Source organism: Oceanobacillus luteolus, assembly GCF_042678205.1.
In the GTDB taxonomy this organism is placed as follows: Bacteria; Bacillota; Bacilli; order Bacillales; family Amphibacillaceae; genus Oceanobacillus; species Oceanobacillus luteolus.
Window position 1 is genome coordinate 1 of sequence record NZ_JBHUDE010000023.1, and the last position, 19301, is coordinate 19301.

General features: G+C 33.8%; 15 protein-coding genes and 1 pseudogene. 1 reads left to right on the top strand and 15 read right to left on the bottom strand.

Annotated features, from left to right (window positions below; all coding sequences use genetic code 11):
• Positions 1–698 precede the first annotated feature (698 nt).
• The 15 genes and pseudogenes from ACFSBH_RS05565 to ACFSBH_RS05635 all read right to left on the bottom strand — a co-directional run bounded on the left by ACFSBH_RS05565 (position 699) and on the right by ACFSBH_RS05635 (position 17585).
• Positions 699–1943, bottom strand: coding sequence for an oligosaccharide flippase family protein (locus ACFSBH_RS05565; RefSeq protein WP_379596453.1), 1245 nt, complete (start codon positions 1941–1943; stop codon positions 699–701).
• A 180-nt stretch (positions 1944–2123) separates the two neighbouring features.
• Entirely contained in the window at positions 2124–3227 is a 1104-nt protein-coding gene (locus tag ACFSBH_RS05570) for a glycosyltransferase (protein WP_379596455.1), read from the bottom strand.
• 57 nt (positions 3228–3284) lie between these two features.
• A complete protein-coding gene (locus tag ACFSBH_RS05575; RefSeq protein WP_379596457.1) occupies positions 3285–4409 on the bottom strand; it encodes an O-antigen ligase family protein in 1125 nt (374 codons plus the stop codon).
• Between the two features lie 353 nt (positions 4410–4762).
• Positions 4763–5953: a glycosyltransferase gene (locus tag ACFSBH_RS05580; RefSeq protein ID WP_379596459.1), complete on the bottom strand. Its 1191-nt coding sequence runs from the start codon at positions 5951–5953 to the stop codon at positions 4763–4765.
• A gap of 55 nt (positions 5954–6008) precedes the next feature.
• A complete protein-coding gene (locus ACFSBH_RS05585; protein WP_379596461.1) occupies positions 6009–6983 on the bottom strand; it encodes an SDR family oxidoreductase in 975 nt (324 codons plus the stop codon).
• A 1-nt stretch (position 6984) separates the two neighbouring features.
• The gene (locus ACFSBH_RS05590; protein ID WP_379596481.1) at positions 6985–8364 is read right to left on the bottom strand and encodes a nucleotide sugar dehydrogenase; all 1380 of its coding nucleotides are present in this window, start codon (positions 8362–8364) and stop codon (positions 6985–6987) included.
• A gap of 287 nt (positions 8365–8651) precedes the next feature.
• Positions 8652–9752 carry a glycosyltransferase family 4 protein gene (locus ACFSBH_RS05595; protein ID WP_379596463.1) on the bottom strand — a complete coding sequence of 367 codons (1101 nt, stop codon included), beginning with the start codon at positions 9750–9752 and terminating at the stop codon, positions 8652–8654.
• Complete coding sequence (locus ACFSBH_RS05600; protein WP_379596465.1) at positions 9753–10604, bottom strand: NAD-dependent epimerase/dehydratase family protein; 852 nt, start codon at positions 10602–10604, stop codon at positions 9753–9755.
• Entirely contained in the window at positions 10601–11239 is a 639-nt protein-coding gene (locus tag ACFSBH_RS05605; RefSeq protein WP_379596467.1) for a sugar transferase, read from the bottom strand. The genes ACFSBH_RS05600 and ACFSBH_RS05605 overlap by 4 nt, the downstream gene beginning before the upstream one ends.
• Positions 11240–11395: 156 nt before the next feature.
• Positions 11396–12002, bottom strand: a pseudogene (locus ACFSBH_RS05610) (UTP--glucose-1-phosphate uridylyltransferase); the annotation flags it as partial.
• A gap of 11 nt (positions 12003–12013) precedes the next feature.
• Complete coding sequence (locus tag ACFSBH_RS05615) at positions 12014–13852, bottom strand: polysaccharide biosynthesis protein (RefSeq protein WP_379596469.1); 1839 nt, start codon at positions 13850–13852, stop codon at positions 12014–12016.
• A 396-nt stretch (positions 13853–14248) separates the two neighbouring features.
• The gene (locus ACFSBH_RS05620) at positions 14249–14902 is read right to left on the bottom strand and encodes a LuxR C-terminal-related transcriptional regulator (RefSeq protein WP_379596471.1); all 654 of its coding nucleotides are present in this window, start codon (positions 14900–14902) and stop codon (positions 14249–14251) included.
• Between the two features lie 130 nt (positions 14903–15032).
• On the bottom strand, positions 15033–15797 hold the full coding sequence (locus tag ACFSBH_RS05625) for a tyrosine-protein phosphatase (protein WP_379596473.1): 765 nt from the start codon (positions 15795–15797) through the stop codon (positions 15033–15035).
• Positions 15798–16144: 347 nt separating this feature from the next.
• Positions 16145–16846 (bottom strand): CpsD/CapB family tyrosine-protein kinase, encoded by a 702-nt coding sequence (locus tag ACFSBH_RS05630; RefSeq protein WP_379596475.1) that lies wholly within the window; start codon positions 16844–16846, stop codon positions 16145–16147.
• Complete coding sequence (locus ACFSBH_RS05635; protein WP_379596477.1) at positions 16821–17585, bottom strand: YveK family protein; 765 nt, start codon at positions 17583–17585, stop codon at positions 16821–16823. Before ACFSBH_RS05635 ends, ACFSBH_RS05630 begins: the two co-directional genes overlap by 26 nt.
• A gap of 514 nt (positions 17586–18099) precedes the next feature.
• Between ACFSBH_RS05635 and ACFSBH_RS05640 the strand changes: the two genes are divergently transcribed.
• On the top strand, positions 18100–19185 hold the full coding sequence (locus ACFSBH_RS05640; RefSeq protein ID WP_379596479.1) for a C40 family peptidase: 1086 nt from the start codon (positions 18100–18102) through the stop codon (positions 19183–19185).
• Positions 19186–19301: the final 116 nt, after the last annotated feature.

The following is a 19301-nucleotide window of genomic DNA, read 5'->3' on the forward strand; positions in this document are numbered from 1 at the left end:
AATAACCGTAAATCTGTTTAAAACATCTCAGATTCACGGTTATTTGGCGTTTCTGTTTTTAATTTTAGTTGCTTCTATTATAAAATTTCTTAGTTCGGGCTTACAATAAATCTAATAAATACATTTTTGCATTCGACATAAACCGACATATTTCGGGTGGTGCCAGGCACCCAGAATTTAATTACCTGAAATATTTATTTGAACAGCTGCCAAATATGGACATGACTGACAAACCGAAATTGGATCAACTACTACCTTGGTCACCGTCCATTCCAGCGGAATGTCGTGTACCAAATAAAACTAAATAAATCATAACAATAGTCCACATCTAAAACTAGGTGTGGATTATTTGACGTTTACTCATTTTTGTATGCGTTGTTTGATTACGGGTTTACATTAATGACTGTAGGGCAAGTTATTCAATGTGGTAAACGATTCGGCATAGACTGGTAACTTTGATGACAGGGGTTGGTACATAAGACGGCATACATGGTAAAATCTCGTGGCCGTAATCAAGGTGACTACTTACTATCAGAGTAACTATAATTTCTTATACAAATATGATAGAATTATTTCTAACTAAATAGAACCTTTAAAATCTGTTGACAATAAAACATATTAAACCTTCCGAGATATTAATATAGTTTTGAGAGCGATTGCCTTCCAAATATAAAAGAATATCAATTACTATATTTAATCTATATTATATTATTAGATCTTTTTAGATTAAACAATGTTACAGCCAATTTTAATATACACTGAGCGATTCCACCAATTATTAACGTATAGGCAGCACCTACAAGTCCATATGTGGGTATTAGAATTAAAGAAGATACTAGAGTTATTATTAGGCTAACTAACCCTATAATTGGTTGAACTTTAAATAATCGCATTGCAGTTATATTATATCCTAAGAAAGAACTCAAAAAGGTAAATGTACTCGCTACCATAACAAGTACCAGTATATGGTTATAATCAGCATAAGAACTATCATAAATTATTTCTAAGATCAATTCCCCTAATACAATTGAAATAATAATTGCAAATAATCCAATTTTCAAACCAATTAACATCAAGAATAGCATTATTTTTTTAAATTTATCAAATTGTCTATTCTTGTATAATTTTGCCAATCTTGGGGAAGCAGCTTGACCCACAGATTGTACAAAGGTATTTCCTACCACTAGCAAATAAGCAATAGAAGCAAAATATCCCAGCATCTCTTCTCCATAAAATTTATCAACAAAAATACGTGGTAAATTCGTATTTAAAGATCCTAACATTAACACAATTCCTAGTGGTAATGCGAGGATTACTAATTGCTTTAATTTAGAATAACTAAAAGAGGGCTTTATATCTTGAATAAATAATTTAATTTTTCTCTTATCATAAATCCAGAAAATTAAAAACCAAGTTATAGTTAACACTATCAAAGAGTTAATTAAATCTCTAGTTATAAATAAGGTTATGCCCATAACAACTATGGTCAATACCCCTTTTATTACTCTCGATTTTCCTATATAATCCATACGTTCATGTTGCTGTAATTGACCATAAATAACATCACTATATGAATCCATTATCTTAGTTAAAGCTACTAATAGGATTATAATTGATTTTTTAAAATCATAACCACCTATTGCAAGTATTACTAAGGTAATACAAATTGCTACAATACCAGAAATAATCCTTAAACCAAAATAATCGTTAAAAGTGTAATAATTACTTGTATCCGTAGCTTGTATCTGCCTTAACTGGAGGTTAGTAAGCATTATTATTGGTGCAGTTATTGCTAAACCAATTGAATATAAACCTACCATTACAGGATTCCCAAACTTTGCCAATAATATCAAAATAAAAAATTGACTTGCCGAATATACTACACTCCCAACAAAATTCCAAGAAAAATTTTCTTTAAGAGATAATTGCCTTGTTTTTGACATTAATTTTCAAACCTACTTTGAATTTGTTTTATATCCAGAATACTAAATACAGTTCGTTAAAACTATATGCATTTTCTGAACAACTGACAAGTACCTAAAAAGACATGTTTACGAATCTGCAATGTCGAATTTGGCATAAATTAATTTTATTTAAATATTTTACTGTTTTAATGAACTCTACTAATAGCATTCCTCAAAAACCTTTTCGTATTGCTTTGTTATATGAGAGGCCAGAAAGTCCTTAGCTCTTTTTCTCCCTTGTGTAGAATAATAATTCAACAAATTTGAATCACTTAACAATTCTACTAAGCTTTCGGACAATTCCTCTACTCCTCCTACTGGGACCAAAACACCATATTTATTTTCTTGAATTATTTCTCTAGGTCCGGAATTACAATCTGTAGATATAACAGGTGTACCTGTTGACATTGCCTCTACAATTACATGTCCAAATCCTTCCCACCTAGAACTTAATACAAATACATCTGCTGCCTTCATATATTTATAGGGATTTTTTTTAAACCCTATAAACTGGACACTATTTCCTAAACCTAGTTCATTACTTAATACTTTTAACTCCTTTTCATGTTCGCCTCTTCCTACTATAATCAACTTTGCTTTAATTTTCTTAGACAAAATACTAAAGGCTCTTATTAAGGTGCGATGATCCTTTGCTTCAGCCATTCTTCCCACAGTTACAATTAACTTTTCTCCGTCATTTTTATGTAAGTCCGTAATCTCTTCACCACTTAATTCTATAATCTTATCAACTTCTACTGGGTTATAAATTTGTACTATCTTATTTTCATTTATATGAAAGTTATTAACAAGATCGTATTTAACCCCCTCGGATAGCGCAATTATTTTAGTGGAGAGTCTATTGTATAATACTTTTGTTAGTATTCTATTAACATGGGTTACTGAACCAGATTGAGTTCTATTACTTGCTTCTCTTATTATAGTGGGTATTTTTTTGAATGAGAGAAATTTAGCAAGTAACATAATAATATTATTACCATTAATTGTACTAAATAATATATCTGGATTTTCCTTAATTATACAATTTCTTAACTTGAACAAACTGAATCTCAATCTCTTGATTTTCAATACTTTTACTTCAATATTATTATCTAATAAATCTAAATAATCACTATTATTGTCACTTGCAAGTACCAATACTACACTATACTTATCTTTGTCTAAATTATTAATTATGTTTACTACTGTTCTTTCTGCTCCCCCACCTGACAAGGAGTATAAGAAAAATAATACTTTCCTTTTCAATTATATCAGTCCTCAACTTTTTGATATTCTCGATACACAGATACCATCATTTAGTTCTTACGTCCTCTTTATAATATTTTTAGAAATATTATCTAGGTTAATAACTCCTATAACAATGAATGCTAAAAGCATGCTAACTTTCATCAACATTATTTCAGCCATTGAAGTGACTATGAAAAAAATTACTATTGCTATAGGAAGGAAACGGAAATTATTGTTGCTTACAAAATAATACTTCAGGCTTTTAATCATTGAATTTAACCAAAAAATAATAAATACAATAGTTGCTAACAAACCAAATTGTCCCAAAATACTCACGAATGAATTATGAGCACCGATGCCGAAGTTTTGAATAAAGTACTCTGGACCATGTCCAAATAAATTTGCATCAGTAATGGTTTCTATTAATATGTCACCTCTATTATCTAGGACATCTCCTGAACTGGACTTACTTATAAATTTCTCTATAATTCTCTCATAAAATATTTGATAATACTTGCTGTCCACGAACAATATTATTAGTACGGAAATTGCTACTAGACCAACAAAACCATTTCTAACTTTTTTCAAAGAAATTTGATTAATGTTTATGTTTTCAAATATACGTAGAGCCATCATTACTAGGAAAATAATTATTATACTAACTACACTAGTCCTACTACCAGACAGAGTTGTAAGTAAAAAAAATATAAATAAAAAGAATATCAAAGTTACCTGAGTTAAAATTTTTTTAGTTCCAGCAAATCTAAAAATCAAGGTCAATAGTACTACGGTAATTGTTGAAGAGTACAGACCAAATGAATTCGAATTGTAAAATAGACCTAAGTAAACACCAGAAAGATTATTAAATGGGTTTTCTTCTATAATAGATAGTATAAGTAAAGGTAATTGACTAATTAACAAAGTAGATATTGAAAATAACATCGTTTTTTCTTTTAACAAGTTAGGAACGATAATACACAATGCTATAAAGACTAATAAATACCTGGATGTGGACAATACCATTTGCAGGCTTCCATTTACCAACGAAGAAAATAAAGTGAAAAATAAAAAAAGTGAAAATACCAAAGTGACCTTCCGAGGTATTTTTATAGATTTATAATTAAAAAAATATATAATTACAATACCGATACAGGAAGCCGCTAGTGCAATATTAGAATATGAAGACCATTGATCTATCATACTAATACTTCCTGAAAGAAAAACTCCCGATAAACAAATGAACACAATAATTTTTGTAATAAAATTCATATTCCACCACTCGTCAACATATAGTAAATGAAGTTATACATTACTATATAAATTATTTGCTAATATATTTCATAGTTTAACAGTTTAAATGTATTTATTTGATTTGTTTTATTATTAAAAGATTTGAGAAATCCCTAAATATCAATATAATTACTACGCTATATGCTTTTTAAATTAAATATAACTACTTTTGTAATATTAATGATTTTCGATAATCGAAACTTGCCATTCAAGAATTTCTCTAGCAGATTAAAATAGATAAATTTACAGTTATTAGTATTCATTCAATTTTCATCTATAAATCTTTTAAAAAAAGCTTGTCGTCTTGATTCAATCAATTCCTTACTGTATTCTTTAGATTGAGTGTGATTACGTTTTGCTTGTTGAATTAATTCCTTTTTTCCAATACCTTTTAATATTTCATAAATTTCCATATTGTTGTTTTTGTTACTACCAATAATATATTTATGATCAATTAATTCTGGTATTCCACCAACATTCGTTCCAATTGAAAGTAACCCCCGGCTCATTGCTTCTACCAAAGAACGGGGAAGTCCTTCTGTTTTACTCGGTTGTATATAAATATCTATTGTATCCAACCATTTAAATACTTCATTATGGGGAATTGATCCCAAGAACTTCACTTGGTCAACTACATCATATTTTTCAGCTATTGAACTTAAATAGTCTACACTACCCCCACCAACAAGTTGATACTCAAAATTTATCTTTCCTTGTTTTTTTAACTCACTTAAAGCTTTTATAACTGTTTCTTGTCCTTTATATCTAACATTTATCGCTGCAATAGTACCAATAGTTAATTTGCTCTTTCCATTTATGTTATGAATTTTTTTAAGACGACTTTCTAATACATTTTCGCTAATATTAGTTAATAACACGTTTGAACAATTTACACTTTTTCCTTTTGTCGGATAACGATTTTGCAAGAATTTATTAGTTACATAAATTGCATATTTACTGTTTTTAATTGCTCCTTTTTGTTTTAAATACCCAAATGGAGCAAGTATTTTTCCTTTTGTATTGTAATTCCACAGCGTATCCCAAGAACAACCAACTACTTCAACTAGGTATGGTTTATTAAATTTTTTCGCATACTTTATTGCAATGTTTCCATTTGAACTTGGGAGCCTCGCTATTATAAAATTACTTTTTGAAACCTCAGTACTTATGATTTGATTTAACTTTTTGCGTTCCTTAAAGTCTAAAAATCCCTTAATAGACGTATTTAAATTAGGAACTTCAATAAAGTTTATTTTTTCTTTATCAAAATAATTGAATTTTTTCTCAGCAATAACACTATCATAGACGGAATGTTCCTTACGAGCAATCACACTAAAGTCTGAGCTGATTGATAAATACCTATTCCAGACTTCTTCATTATAACTGCCACCTGTATAGTATATTCCATTATTATCTTCCTTAAATTTCGTATCATGAACAAACAACAGTTTCATCAAACTTCTCCTAACTAAGAAATTGAATATTCAATTATTGTAAATTTATATTTTTTCATAGGTTGCTTTTATACCATTCTATTGCCTCTTGAATTCCTCTTTCAAAATTCCATTCTGGCTTATAATCTATCATTTTTACAGCCTTACTAATATCAGCATTACTATGTTTAATATCACCTTTACGATCTGGGCCAAAAATTGGTTTTATATCTTTCTCTAACACAGTCGCCAAAAGATTATATATATCAATTAAAAACTCTCTTCCACCATAAGCAATATTAAAAGATTGTCCCGCGACACTGCTTTCTGCCTTACAAGCTTTTAAATTTGCCTCAATTACATTATCAATATATGTGAAATCTCGACTCTGTTTCCCATCCCCGTTAATTGTAGGCTGTTCATTATTCAATAATTGTTTAATAAACTTTGGAATCACAGCAGCATATGCACCATCAGGATTTTGCCTCCTACCAAAGACATTAAAATAACGTAATCCATAAGTGTCAAGACCATACAGTTTTGTATATAGTTTTCCATACTCTTCAGCTACCCTTTTGGTCAAAGCATAAGGAGACAATAAATTACCTTCTATACCTTCCTTTTTAGGTAAGTGAGGTTCATCTCCATAAACTGATGAACTTGATGCGTAAACAAACTTTTTCACATTATTTTGTTTAGCTGCTTCCATCATATTTAACGTGCCTCTTATATTTACTTCTTCATAAAAGAGTGGCATTTCAATACTCCTAGGTACACTACCCCATGCGGCCTGGTGAAGAACAAAATCTATATTCTCACAAGCTCTCATACACGTATCTAAATCGGTAATATCTCCCTCAATAAACTCATAGTCAGGATTATTAATAAACTCCTCAACGTTTTCTTTCTTTCCAGTCGAAAAGTTATCGAGACCTCTCACTTCATAGCCTAGATTTAGAATTGCTTCTACTAAGTTTGACCCAATGAACCCTGCTGATCCAGTTACTAGGAATCTAGACCCATTTGGAAATTCTATATCTTTATATCCCACATTAAAGCCTCCAATAATCATATCCAGCGTTTTCTGCTTCGTTTATATCAAACATACCTTTAATATCAATTAGTACTTTCTTATTTTCGGTTAGATTATTACTCTCTGTAGTTGCAGAAACCTCATCTAACGAATCCAAACCGAAAGCCCCGTTCGAATTGTATAACTTTTTAATATTTTTTAATTCTACAGTTTTAAACTCATTATGAGGGACTGCGAATACAGCTGCATCAATATCCTTTATGTCCTCTAATCTAGTTAACTTTATTCCATAAACCTCAACCAAATCTTCTACATCGGCAACAGGATCAACTACTAAAACCTCTACCCCGTAATCTTCTAATTCTTTAATAACATCTACTACTTTTGTATTTCTAACATCTGGAGTATTCTCTTTAAATGTTACACCAAAAACTGCAACTTTAGAGCCCTTAATTTGTTTATTAGCTTTTATCATTTTCTTCACAGTGTTTTCAGCTACATATTTACCCATATCATCATTTATTTTTCTACCTGCAAGTATTATTTGAGAATGATACCCCATTTGTTCCGCTTTATAAGTTAGATAATACGGGTCAACTCCAATACAATGACCACCTACTAGTCCAGGTGAAAACTTAAGAAAGTTCCATTTTGTCCCTGCCGCTTCAAGAACTTCCTTTGTATCGATATCCATTTTATTAAATATAATAGAAAGCTCATTCATAAAAGCAATATTGATATCACGTTGTGAGTTCTCAATTACTTTTGCAGCTTCCGCTACTTTAATGCTAGCAGCCTTATGTACTCCTGCTTCTACAACTAGTTCATATACTTTTGCAATAACATCAAGAGATTCCTCATCCTGCCCAGATACAACTTTAACAATCGTTTCAAGTCGATGTACCTTGTCACCTGGATTGATTCTTTCAGGAGAATATCCCACTTTAAAGTCTACTCCGGATACTAAACCTGACTCCTCCTCTAAAATGGGAATACAGATGTCTTCAGTTGCACCCGGGAAAACAGTGGATTCAAATACAACAATCGAACCTTTCGTGAGATTCTTACCTAATGTTCGACTAGCTGACTTTAATGGGCTTAAATCTGGAGTATGATCATCCTTAACAGGAGTTGGAACTGCCACAATATGGAATTTAGCTTCTTTAAGCCTGTCTTCCTCATATGTAAAGTCAACTGTTGTATTTTTAATTATTTCGTTCCCTACTTCTTTTGTAGGATCTATTCCACTTTTATATTGGTGAATTTTTTCTTTGTTTACATCAAATCCTATAACATTTACTTTTTTAGCAAAGGCTACTGCAATCGGCATTCCTACATAGCCCAGTCCGATTAAAGATATTTTTTCTTCTCTAGCAATAATTTTATTATATAGATTCATATTCATATTTTCAGCTCCAGTTTGATTTACTTTGTCACTACTTTATATATCAATATTTCTATGTTAGTTTTATTAATCATCTCACAATAATTGTCATTATTTCTGTGCCAACACTCTAAATTTATTTATAGACTCAATCATATTTCAATTAGGTTCAAGCCTAATAGCTACTCATAATCATTTTCTGAATCCCAACAGTGTCATTAAACAATAACATATAGTTATTATCCACAAGTCAATTATCATAATTCTACAAAAGGCTATATTTATTGTTATAGAATTAAAATTCATTCTAAAATTTCTTTTATTTCTTCCAAGTAACTTTCAACCACAATTTTCCTATCAAACTCTTTTTCGGCCTTTTCTCGACTTCTTTTACCCATTATCACCTTCTCTTCCCATGTCAACTCAATAAATTTCTCCATTGCTTTTACCAGTGAATCAATATTAGCTACCTCACACAAAAACCCATTATACCCATCGTCAACATTATCACGACACCCATAGGTATTAGTTGTAATCAATGGTCTTCCAACCGCGGCTCCTTCTTGAAGAACAGTACCTCTGCCTTCTCCGTAAGAAGGTAGTACAATACAATTTGAATTCGCCATCACCTGGGGAATATCATCTCTTATTCCAAGATATCTAATGATCTTATCATCTTCAAAGTCACTGAGCATGTTTTTATATTTTTCCTCATCAACAAAGCCAACTACTTCAAACTCTACATTATTATATTTACTTTTCATTTTTTTTGCGGCATAAAGATATTCTTCTATGCCCTTGTCTTTTAAAACGCGAGCAATAAAGGTAAATTTAACATTATTGGCTATTTTTGGAGTACTGTATTTGAATATATTAAAACTCACACCCGAGCCTGCGACAACCTTAGTCTTTTGATTTGGCGAAGTGATTTTCAAGTCTTTATATAACTTCTCATTATCTTGATTCATAAAAGCAATTAAACTAGAAGACTTAAAAGCAATTTTATTAAGATATATAATAATTTTTTTGTACCTAACATTTCTAACAAATACTGAACCTAAACCCGTTACTGTATGTATCACATTTGATTTATTAAGTCTACAGGCCAAACCACCGTAAAGGTTGGGTTTTAAAGTATATGTTAGTACAATGTTTGGCTTCAATGACTTTAAAATTTTATTATATTTCAAGAACAGTCTTAGTTCTGTTAAAGGGTTAGTTCCACGTCTATCCAAAGGGACATCAACAAACTCGCATCCCATTTCTTTTAACAGTTCTACTTTTTCACCATAAGGCACTGCAACAACAACTCTATAATTAGAGTCTAACAAAGCTTGTATGACTTCTTTTCTTAGATTATAAGTATACAAATGATGATTACTTAGAATCAGTACTGTTTTCATTCATGAATCCTCCGTTTTTCTAATTGATTCTTCGAACTTTATCAATGCGTAATCTCTGTTAGAGTTAACGGAAGACATTGATTTCTCATACACCAAATCACCAAAAACTTTATTAATTGTTCCACTATTAAATCTCCTGATTACGGGATTAAATATTTTTGAGAAAAGGATTTGCTTTCCATGAATACCTGCAATAATATTTACTAGCTCCGAAGTACATACATAGCTTTCATTTTGAGGGAAAAAGATACCATTATCATTTCTATCAATTATATTTCTAGTGAACTCATTAAGGTTATCTATAAAGATCATACTTCGTTTATTTTTTATTTTTGGAAAAACAGGAGTTTTAACAGCTAATTTTGCTAATCTTGAATAATTTCCCTTACATCCTTTCCCGTAAATCATAGGAGGTCGTAGGATAGCAATCTTAAATAATTCATCGTTTAAGGTATTTATTAATTCCTCAGCCTGTAATTTTGATTTACCATAATTAGTTTTCGGCCTAGGTACAGTGTCGCGAGTAATCACACCTGTATCCATTCCATAAACACTCATAGAACTGAGGAATATAAACTGATTTACTCCATCATTTTTAGCCTTCTGTGCAACTTTGTATGCCAAATCACGATTTACTTGATAATAAAGATGTTGATTTTCTTTTGTCTCTTTCATATGAGCAATTCCTGCAACATGTAAAACAACATCATAACTAGAAAATTCCTGTTTTTTCCAAGACTCATCTCGTAAACTAATTTTATCCACTTTATACTTACCTGGATAATTCTTGAGCCACCCCTCAAAGGAATTTCCCACATAACTATCTTTTCCAGTGATTAGAATTGTCTTCATTTTTCAACAGACTCCTTATCACTAGCAATTTCCTTTTTAGCAAGGGCACCGGTTCCACCTTCAACTACTCCGTCACTCTTTACAATACTTACTATCGTCCCAAAGAAACATTTCATGTCAAAACCAAAACTTATGTTTTCAACATACTCTCCATCTAACTTAGCCTTCAGATCGATAGGAAGCTCATCTCTACCATTGATTTGTGCCCACCCAGTTAGACCGGGTTTCACATCATTTGCACCATACTTATCTCTTTCATCAATTAAGTCATACTGATTCCAAAGCGCTGGGCGTGGACCAATGATGCTCATTTGACCGACAAGTATATTCAGGATTTGTGGCAATTCATCAAGTGATGTTTTACGCAGGAACTTCCCAATCCTAGTAATATATTGATCAGGATCACCTAACAAATGCGTAGGAGTATCTTTTGGTGTATCAATTTTCATTGTACGAAATTTTAATATGTAAAAGTGAGTTTTATTAATACCTATTCGTTTTTGTTTGAATAAAACTGGACCTTTTGAATCTAACTTTATAGCTAATATTAGAATTAGAATTATGGGTGATAAAATTATTAATCCTAAAAAGGAAAGAGTAAAATCTATAAGTCTCTTTATTTTAAGGTATAACATTGGATTAGCCCCTCTCTAGCTAGTACTTTAATTTTCGCTCTAATTATGTGGAGCTTCTTTTATTTTTTCAATTAAATACTCATAAAACTGATCTCTGACTTCTTCATTCCGAAGAGCATAGTCTAACATATAACACACTCTCCAAGGAAATCAATTAATAATATATCTTCCCATAATTGCTAAATTAGAAGAATCTTTACCTCTCGCTGGTCTTTCTACAAATGAACTTACTTGTAGAGCCTAATTTTTTCCAGATGGATCGACAATACCATACTTTCCTGTTTCTTGACCTGACACAGACTGTACACCTACGATGGAACTTCCCGTTTCCTCACACCATTCCATAAGTTGTTTTAATCAAGGTATCTCTGCACGGACAATGTCATCACCGAGCAATACTACAAACGGATCGTTACCAATGAACTTAAGTACTACCAACCGAGTCCTTTAGGTTCTATTTGGCAAATATAATGAATTTCCACATTTGTCGCAGCATTAATCTTCTCTAGAAGTTCAGATCCCTTTTTTTCTTAAGTTTTCCTCTTCAAAGTTATAATCAAAATGATCCTCAATTGCACGCTTTTCTTTTACAGCTATAACGGTGATATCTACTATTCCAGATTCTATTTGCTTCTTCTACAACGTACTCAATCATAGGACGATATATAATAGGCAGCATTTCTTTAGGCATAGCCTTAGTAGCTAGAAGAAATCATGAACCAATCCCAGCAGCTGGGATAATTGCTTTTTTAATCTTCTTCATTACTTTTTTAACTACATAGATGTTGCTTCGTTAGTGATCTGCTCCCGCTCCAAATAAACAATTTGCATCAACTTTTCTTTTAATTCCACCCGATTGTACTCCCTAAAGCTCTCAATCAAGTTCTCAATCAGACTCGGATGCACTTCAACTGTTCTCCCAACATAAATCTTCTCATAAACCTCACCCGGCAGAACCTCATCCTCACCCAACAATTCCTCAAACATCTTCTCACCAGGTCGTAGACCGCTATATTCAATCTTAATTTCGTCCTCGGAATAACCCGATAACTTAATCAAATTCTTCGCGAGATCAACAATTTTCACTGGTTCCCCCATGTCCAAGACAAATATTTCTCCGCCCTTAGCTAAGGTCCCAGCCTGAACAACAAGCCTAGATGCTTCAGGTATAGTCATGAAATAGCGAGTAATATCTGGATGAGTAACAGTTATCGGTCCACCGTTCTCAATCTGTTTCTGGAACAGTGGAATAACACTTCCTCTACTGCCAAGTACATTCCCAAACCGAACTGCAACAAATTTGGTCTTACTCTTCTTCGCCATATTCTGTACAACCATCTCAGCAATTCGTTTAGAAGCACCCATTACGTTTGTAGGGTTAACAGCCTTGTCTGTTGAAACAAGTACGAAAGTATTAACATTAAATCTGTCAGCAGCCTCAGCAACATTCTTCGTTCCAATAATATTATTTTTCACAGCCTCATGCGGATTATATTCCATTAAAGGAACATGCTTATGTGCAGCGGCATGATAAATAATCGCCGGTGAATGTTCGCCAACAATTTCAAATATCCGTTTCCGATCCTTAACATCACCGATTATCGGCACAATCTCCGTCTGCTCTTCACCAAATGTCTTTCTTAATTCCATATCAATGTTATAAATGCTAAATTCTCCATGTCCCACAAGGAGGATTTTTTTCGGAGTGAAACGCATCAATTGTCTACAAATCTCCGAACCAATCGACCCACCTGCTCCAGTTACCATAACTGTATTTCCTGTCACATACTCAGAAATAGCATCAATATCAAGTTTTACTGGCTCACGACCAAGCAAGTCTTCCACTTCGATATTTTTTAAACTGCTGACAGTTACTCTTCCTGTCATTAAATCTTCAATTTTCGGAATCATTTGGACCCTAGCAGCCGTGCCACTACAGGCATCGACAATCTTTTTCAAATCTGAATTCCTTAAAGAGGGGATAGCTATAACGATGTGTTCAACTTGAAATTTTTCAACCACTCTTGGAATATCTTTAACTGTACCAGCAACTGGTAAGTTAAACATCTCCATCTTCTGTTTTCTCATATCGTCGTCTACAAAAGCTACTGGCAGAAGATCTGAGTTGTGTTCATTCTGTAATTGACGGACGATCATCGCTCCGGCAGAACCGGCTCCGACAACAAGGGTACGTTTTGGGGATATATTGTTGTTATTGATGTAACGATCGCGGTACATGCGCCAAATGAAACGTGACCCTCCAATTAAAATAATATGCAAGAGCCAAGTAACAACTAAGGCACGGCGTAAAATATTGAAATCATTTAGCAAGAATTGAACGACTCCTGCAACTAACACAGATAATGTGACAGCCTTCGTGATAGCTTTCAATTCTCCAACACTAGCATAGGACCATACTTTATTATAGAGTTTAAATACTGCAGCGAATAAATGGTGGAATATAACGAGTGCGATAGCAGAAATGATGATTGCAGTTGAAGTTATAACATCAGAATACGCTGGATAGACAATCCACGCTGCGACAAAAATCGCCGTTGAAACAATTAACGTATCGAGTATCACAAGTAGCGATAACCTCTTCGAATACGACATGAATTTCTCCTTTCCCATGCGGAAATCTACCACATGCTTTTGTAATAGTTTTTAGTGATCTTTATAGTAATATGCGCTATGCAATAGCTACTAGAAGTTATGTATAATTGCTAAACCAACACTTTATCACTTTAAAACACTAGATTACTTATAGTCATTAATCATTATACAATAAAAAGTAAGTTTTTTAAGGGGTTTTAGGGAAAATAGTCATATTATACGTTTTTTTGGTTAAAAACCATAAAAGGGGGTATGAACGACTATTTTGGATTGTAAATAAAAATTTACAAACGCTGATTTATTAATATAAATTTATATTTCCGAAAAATGATACAGGTTATTACACTGTAAAAAAATGTATGTTTACTGGAGCATTTTTCCTAATCTATATCAGGATTAATTAACTAGTTTATCAAGGTATGCTATCACTGCATTCCGGTCATGTATACCCAATTTCAGGTAAATTCCACTTACATAGCTCTTCACTGTACCATGAGTTAATTGGAGAGTTTCAGCTATTCTTTTATTGTCATAGTTCTTTATCATAAGTTGCATGACATCCAACTCACGAGAAGTAAATTGATAACCCTCCACATCTAACCTGTTTCCCATATATTTCCTAAAAGAAACCTTACGTACGTGTTGTACTAACATTTTCGCCAGTGGACCAGCGATCACATAATCACCTTCATACACATTACGGACGGCTTCCACTAATTTTTCATATGTATGCTTTTTCAGCAACACACCATGACAGCCCGCATGCAGGAGATTCATTGTTAACTCTATCTGATTTTCGTCAATCAGCGTGAGTACACCAATGTTGGGAAAGTTTGTTTTCATACTCTTAATATCATTCACGAATTCACCAGCCGAATGTATATTAAGCAAAATAACGTCGGCCTCAACTGTCTCTTCTATTAATGCATCTAGTACGTCACCACTAGTTTTATATACACCAACTACCTCACAAAGTCCTGACTGCTTTAAAATCGCTTGAAGGCCTTCTTGAAACAAGGTCTGCTCATCAGCGATTACAACCTTAATCATCCTAACCCTTCCTTTAAGAAGTTCTCATCTTTGTTGCACAATAGGTTCATAGAGAGAGCATGCATCTCTCCGCCTCGCAAAACCGGCCTCACAAGACATAAAGTAAGCATGCTCATCTTCTATCTCTCTATTAAAATAACCCTAAGATCTTTTTACGTTTTACTTGCATCGGCTCTAAACGATGAACACTTTGGTCATCTACTAACAAATGGCTGTTTTGCTGAAACATATATAAATAGTCCGTGCCAAATTCCCTCTCCACGAATCGATACGCCTCTGTCAGGTGGAAGCCTCTGGATTTTGTATTATGTGCATCGCTAGCAATGAAATGTGTAAGATTAGCATTGATTATCTGTCTGCTGAATTTCTGAATATCTTTACCAAATTTACCAACAAGACTTCCTGCTGTTACCTGTGATAAAGAGCCTCGTTTGATAAAATCATAGAGTTTAGATGGCTTTTCCATTAGCTCCTGATTGCGTTCAGGGTGAACGATCACCGGAATGTAGCCTGACAACTGGATATCATAAAGCATCTGACTTGCATAACGCGGCACGTGAGCCGATGGGAATTCTACAAACACATACTTAGAGTTATTAATCGGAAGGACAATCCCCTCTCGCAACTCGTCCAACATGTCTCCATTAATACGTGTTTCTTGACCCGGCAGCACCGTAAGTGGAATATCGTTTTGGACTAATAACTCGTTCAGTGTCTCTACCCATCGCAATATACTCTCCCGATCATTTTCGAATACCCCATTTTTATGGTGAGGGGTCGCAACTATCGCAGTAATACCATTCTTCACAGCAACTCTAGCCATCTTCAAACTATCTTCCTCTGTCTGCGCTCCATCATCCACCCCTGGTAATATATGTGAATGAATATCTATCATACTCGCCCACCCTTTCTAGTAATCTATCTGCGGTAGTTATAAACTCCTGTTTTTTTCATCGTTTCTGACAATACTTCCTTCTGTGTATATTATAACAGATATACAAACAGTTTGATAGGGTTAAACCGCAACTTTTTACCCTTTACAGAAACTAAAAAATGATTTTAGTGGTAATTTTTACCCATAACGGAGAATTTTACGTCGTTTTGTTTTCCTCATCTAAGAAAATCACTCATTAAACATCCTTTGTACTAGTACAATCTACTCTTTCAGAATATCTACGTCTAACGGTTTTTTTGCACAAAAAAACTCCTTCTATCACTGAATGTGATAAAAGGAGCTCCATATTAGTTATTACCGTAGTAATAGTAATAGTTGGATTGCTTTTTCTCACGACCGTTCAGTACGACGCCAAGTAATTTGGCTTTTGCCGGTGCTAAAGCTTCCTTCGCTTTTTGCGCCGGTTCAATTTCCGTTTCACCGCTGCGGACAACTAATATACTTCCATCTACAATGTTTGCTAAAATTTGTGCGTCGGTTACTGCGAGTACTGGTGGTGTGTCGAATAGTATGATGTCATAGGTAAGTTTTGCTTCAGCTAGAATCTTTTCCATCTTGCGGGAGGCAAGCAATTCTGCCGGGTTTGGCGGAATTGGGCCGCAACTCATAACGTCGAGATTGTTGACTTCTGACTGATGAATTGCATCCTCAAGTGGAATTTCTCCTACTAGTACGTTACTTAATCCTCGAAGGTTATCGAGGCGGAATGTATAATGTATGGTTGGTTTTCTTAAATCAGCATCTATTAACAAGACCCGTTTTCCTTGTTGAGCATAGACAATTGCAAGGTTTGCTGTTGTCGAAGATTTACCTTCACCAGGTGCTGATGATGTAACTAGAAGTGATCTAATTTCTTCATCTACTGAGGCGAATTGAATGTTCGTTCGAACCGTGCGATATTGCTCTGAAATTGGTGATTTCGGGTTTGTTTGTGCAATCAAGTGGCGCATATTACCACTTAGCTTAAACTGTTTCTTTTTGCGCGCCATTTACACTACCTCTTTTCATCGGTTTCCCCTGGAAATTCACTGGATTGGAACGGATATCATCTTGAGTGATGACAGTGATTACTCCAAGAACCGGAAGTTCAAGATGTTTTTCTACATCTTCTTCTGTTGTTACAGAGTTATCTAGATATTCAAGCAGGAATGCCAACCCGACACCAATCATGATACCAAGAACAATCGCAATCGCGATATTTAGAACTGGATTGGGAGCGACAGGTGTTGGATTCTCACTTAGCTGTGCTTCTGTTAGTACACTAACGTTATCTACATTCATGAAATCTTGGATTTTATCTTGGAAGATAGAGACTGTTGTGTTGGCAATTTCAACTGCTCTTGCCGGATTTTCATCTGTCACCGTAACTGTAACGACTTGAGAGTTATTTGCATTAGCTACACTAATGTTTTGACTCAATCCTCCAACTGAATATGGTAAATCAAGCTCTTCAATAACTTCGCCAAGGATAGCTGGTGTTTTAATGATTTCATTATATGTATTTATGATTTCGACGTTTGCTCTAATATCATTGACGTTGTATTGTGCACTTTGATCCGCTGGCCCCTGGTTTACAATAAACTGTGAGCTGGACTCATAGGTTGGTGTCAGTACAAAATAACTGACAGCTGCTGCGATAGCTGCCGCGCCTAAAGTAATAGCCAGGATTAATAATAGACGTTTCTTAATAACAGTAAAAATCTCCTTAAGGGAAATCGTTTCCTCCATAAGGTTACCTCCTTGTTTTTATTACGGGCAAAGTTGAGTAATTTTATTTATTAAAAAAGTAATATTTTAAGAAGAGCTACTTTTATTTTCTAATTACAATATGGAATTATATCACATAATCGACAGTTTCATAGATTTATTTCGCGAAATTTGTAGAATAGTCATTTAGAACTATGTCATTTTAGGTAACTTTTTGTCAATTTATGGTGAAATTATGTAATAAAATCGCTTAAACCGCCCTTTTTCATAGTCATCGTAACCTAACTAGAAAGAACTGCTTCTTTTCTTCCTAATATTACATTAAGATTACAAATCTATTAATTTTCATTTTCTGTAGGTATTTTACGCTATAATAATTAGTAAATATTACTAGATATCTATTTATTCAGCCATTACCTTCAACTAATATCTCGCATATTGATACTACTAGTAAATTGTTCATCTATTACTTTTCTTCTATAACTATCATAGTATGGCTGATATTCTAGTACTACATCTTAAGGAGGATTTTATTTTGGCTAACAAGAAAGTAGTTATGTCAGTGACAGCATCAGCTGCAATTGCAGCAGCATTATTCGGAGCACAGGAAGCAGAGGCATCCTCACATAAAGTGCAGCGTGGAGATTCACTATGGTCCATCGCACAAAAGTATGGAACTACCGTATCACAATTAAAGTCCGTAAATAACTTATCATCGGACATCATTTATCCAAATCAAGTATTGCAAACAGCTGGTTCCACATCGAGCTCTAAATCTTCATCATCCAGCAGTAGCAAGTCTAGTAGTTCAAAGAGTGGATCATCTTCATCAGGAAATACATATACCGTTAAAGCCGGCGATACATTAAGTGGGATTGCTTCCAGACATAATATCTCACTGCAGAACTTAATGAAGTGGAACGACTTGGATACAACATTGATTTTCCCTGGAAATGTATTTGTTGTCAGTGATCCTGGTACTGGAAAATCTTCAAGTAGTAGTTCTAAGTCGAGCTCATCTAATAAACAGCAGGTCTCAAGTGCTACAGTATATACGGTAAAATCGGGTGACACACTTTCCCGTATTGCATCTACCCACAGCGTTACGGTTTCAAACCTTAAACAATGGAACAATTTGAAATCAGATTTAATTTTAATCGGACAGAAGTTAAACATTAATGGATCGAAAAGCACAGCTAAGTCAGGAAGCTCAAGTTCCAGCAGCAGTAGCAGCAAGCAGACTGCTAATGTAAGTTATGACGTCGACAAGTTAATCAGTGAAGCACGTAATCAAATCGGTGTGCCTTATGCTTGGGGAGGAACGACATCAAAAGGTTTTGACTGTAGTGGATTCATTTATTATGCATATAATAAAGCAGGCATGGATATTAGCCGCCTTTCCACACAAGGATACTTCGATCGTTCATTCTATGTGAACACTCCTCAAGTTGGAGACTTAGTGTTCTTCTCCGGAACATATAAATCCGGCATTTCTCATATGGGAATTTATATCGGGGATAACCAGTTCATCCATGCAGGATCATCAACCGGTGTAACAGTTACAAGCTTGGATAATTCTTATTGGAAGAAACATTTTGATAGCTACAAACGTTTTTATTAAAAAATTGCGCCCAAGAGGCTGGGACAAAACCCCAGTAAATAGAAAATAGCTTCGCGCTTTTTGCGCGAAGCTATTTTCTATTTATCATAATTTTAGTAAACAAAAAGGACACCTTT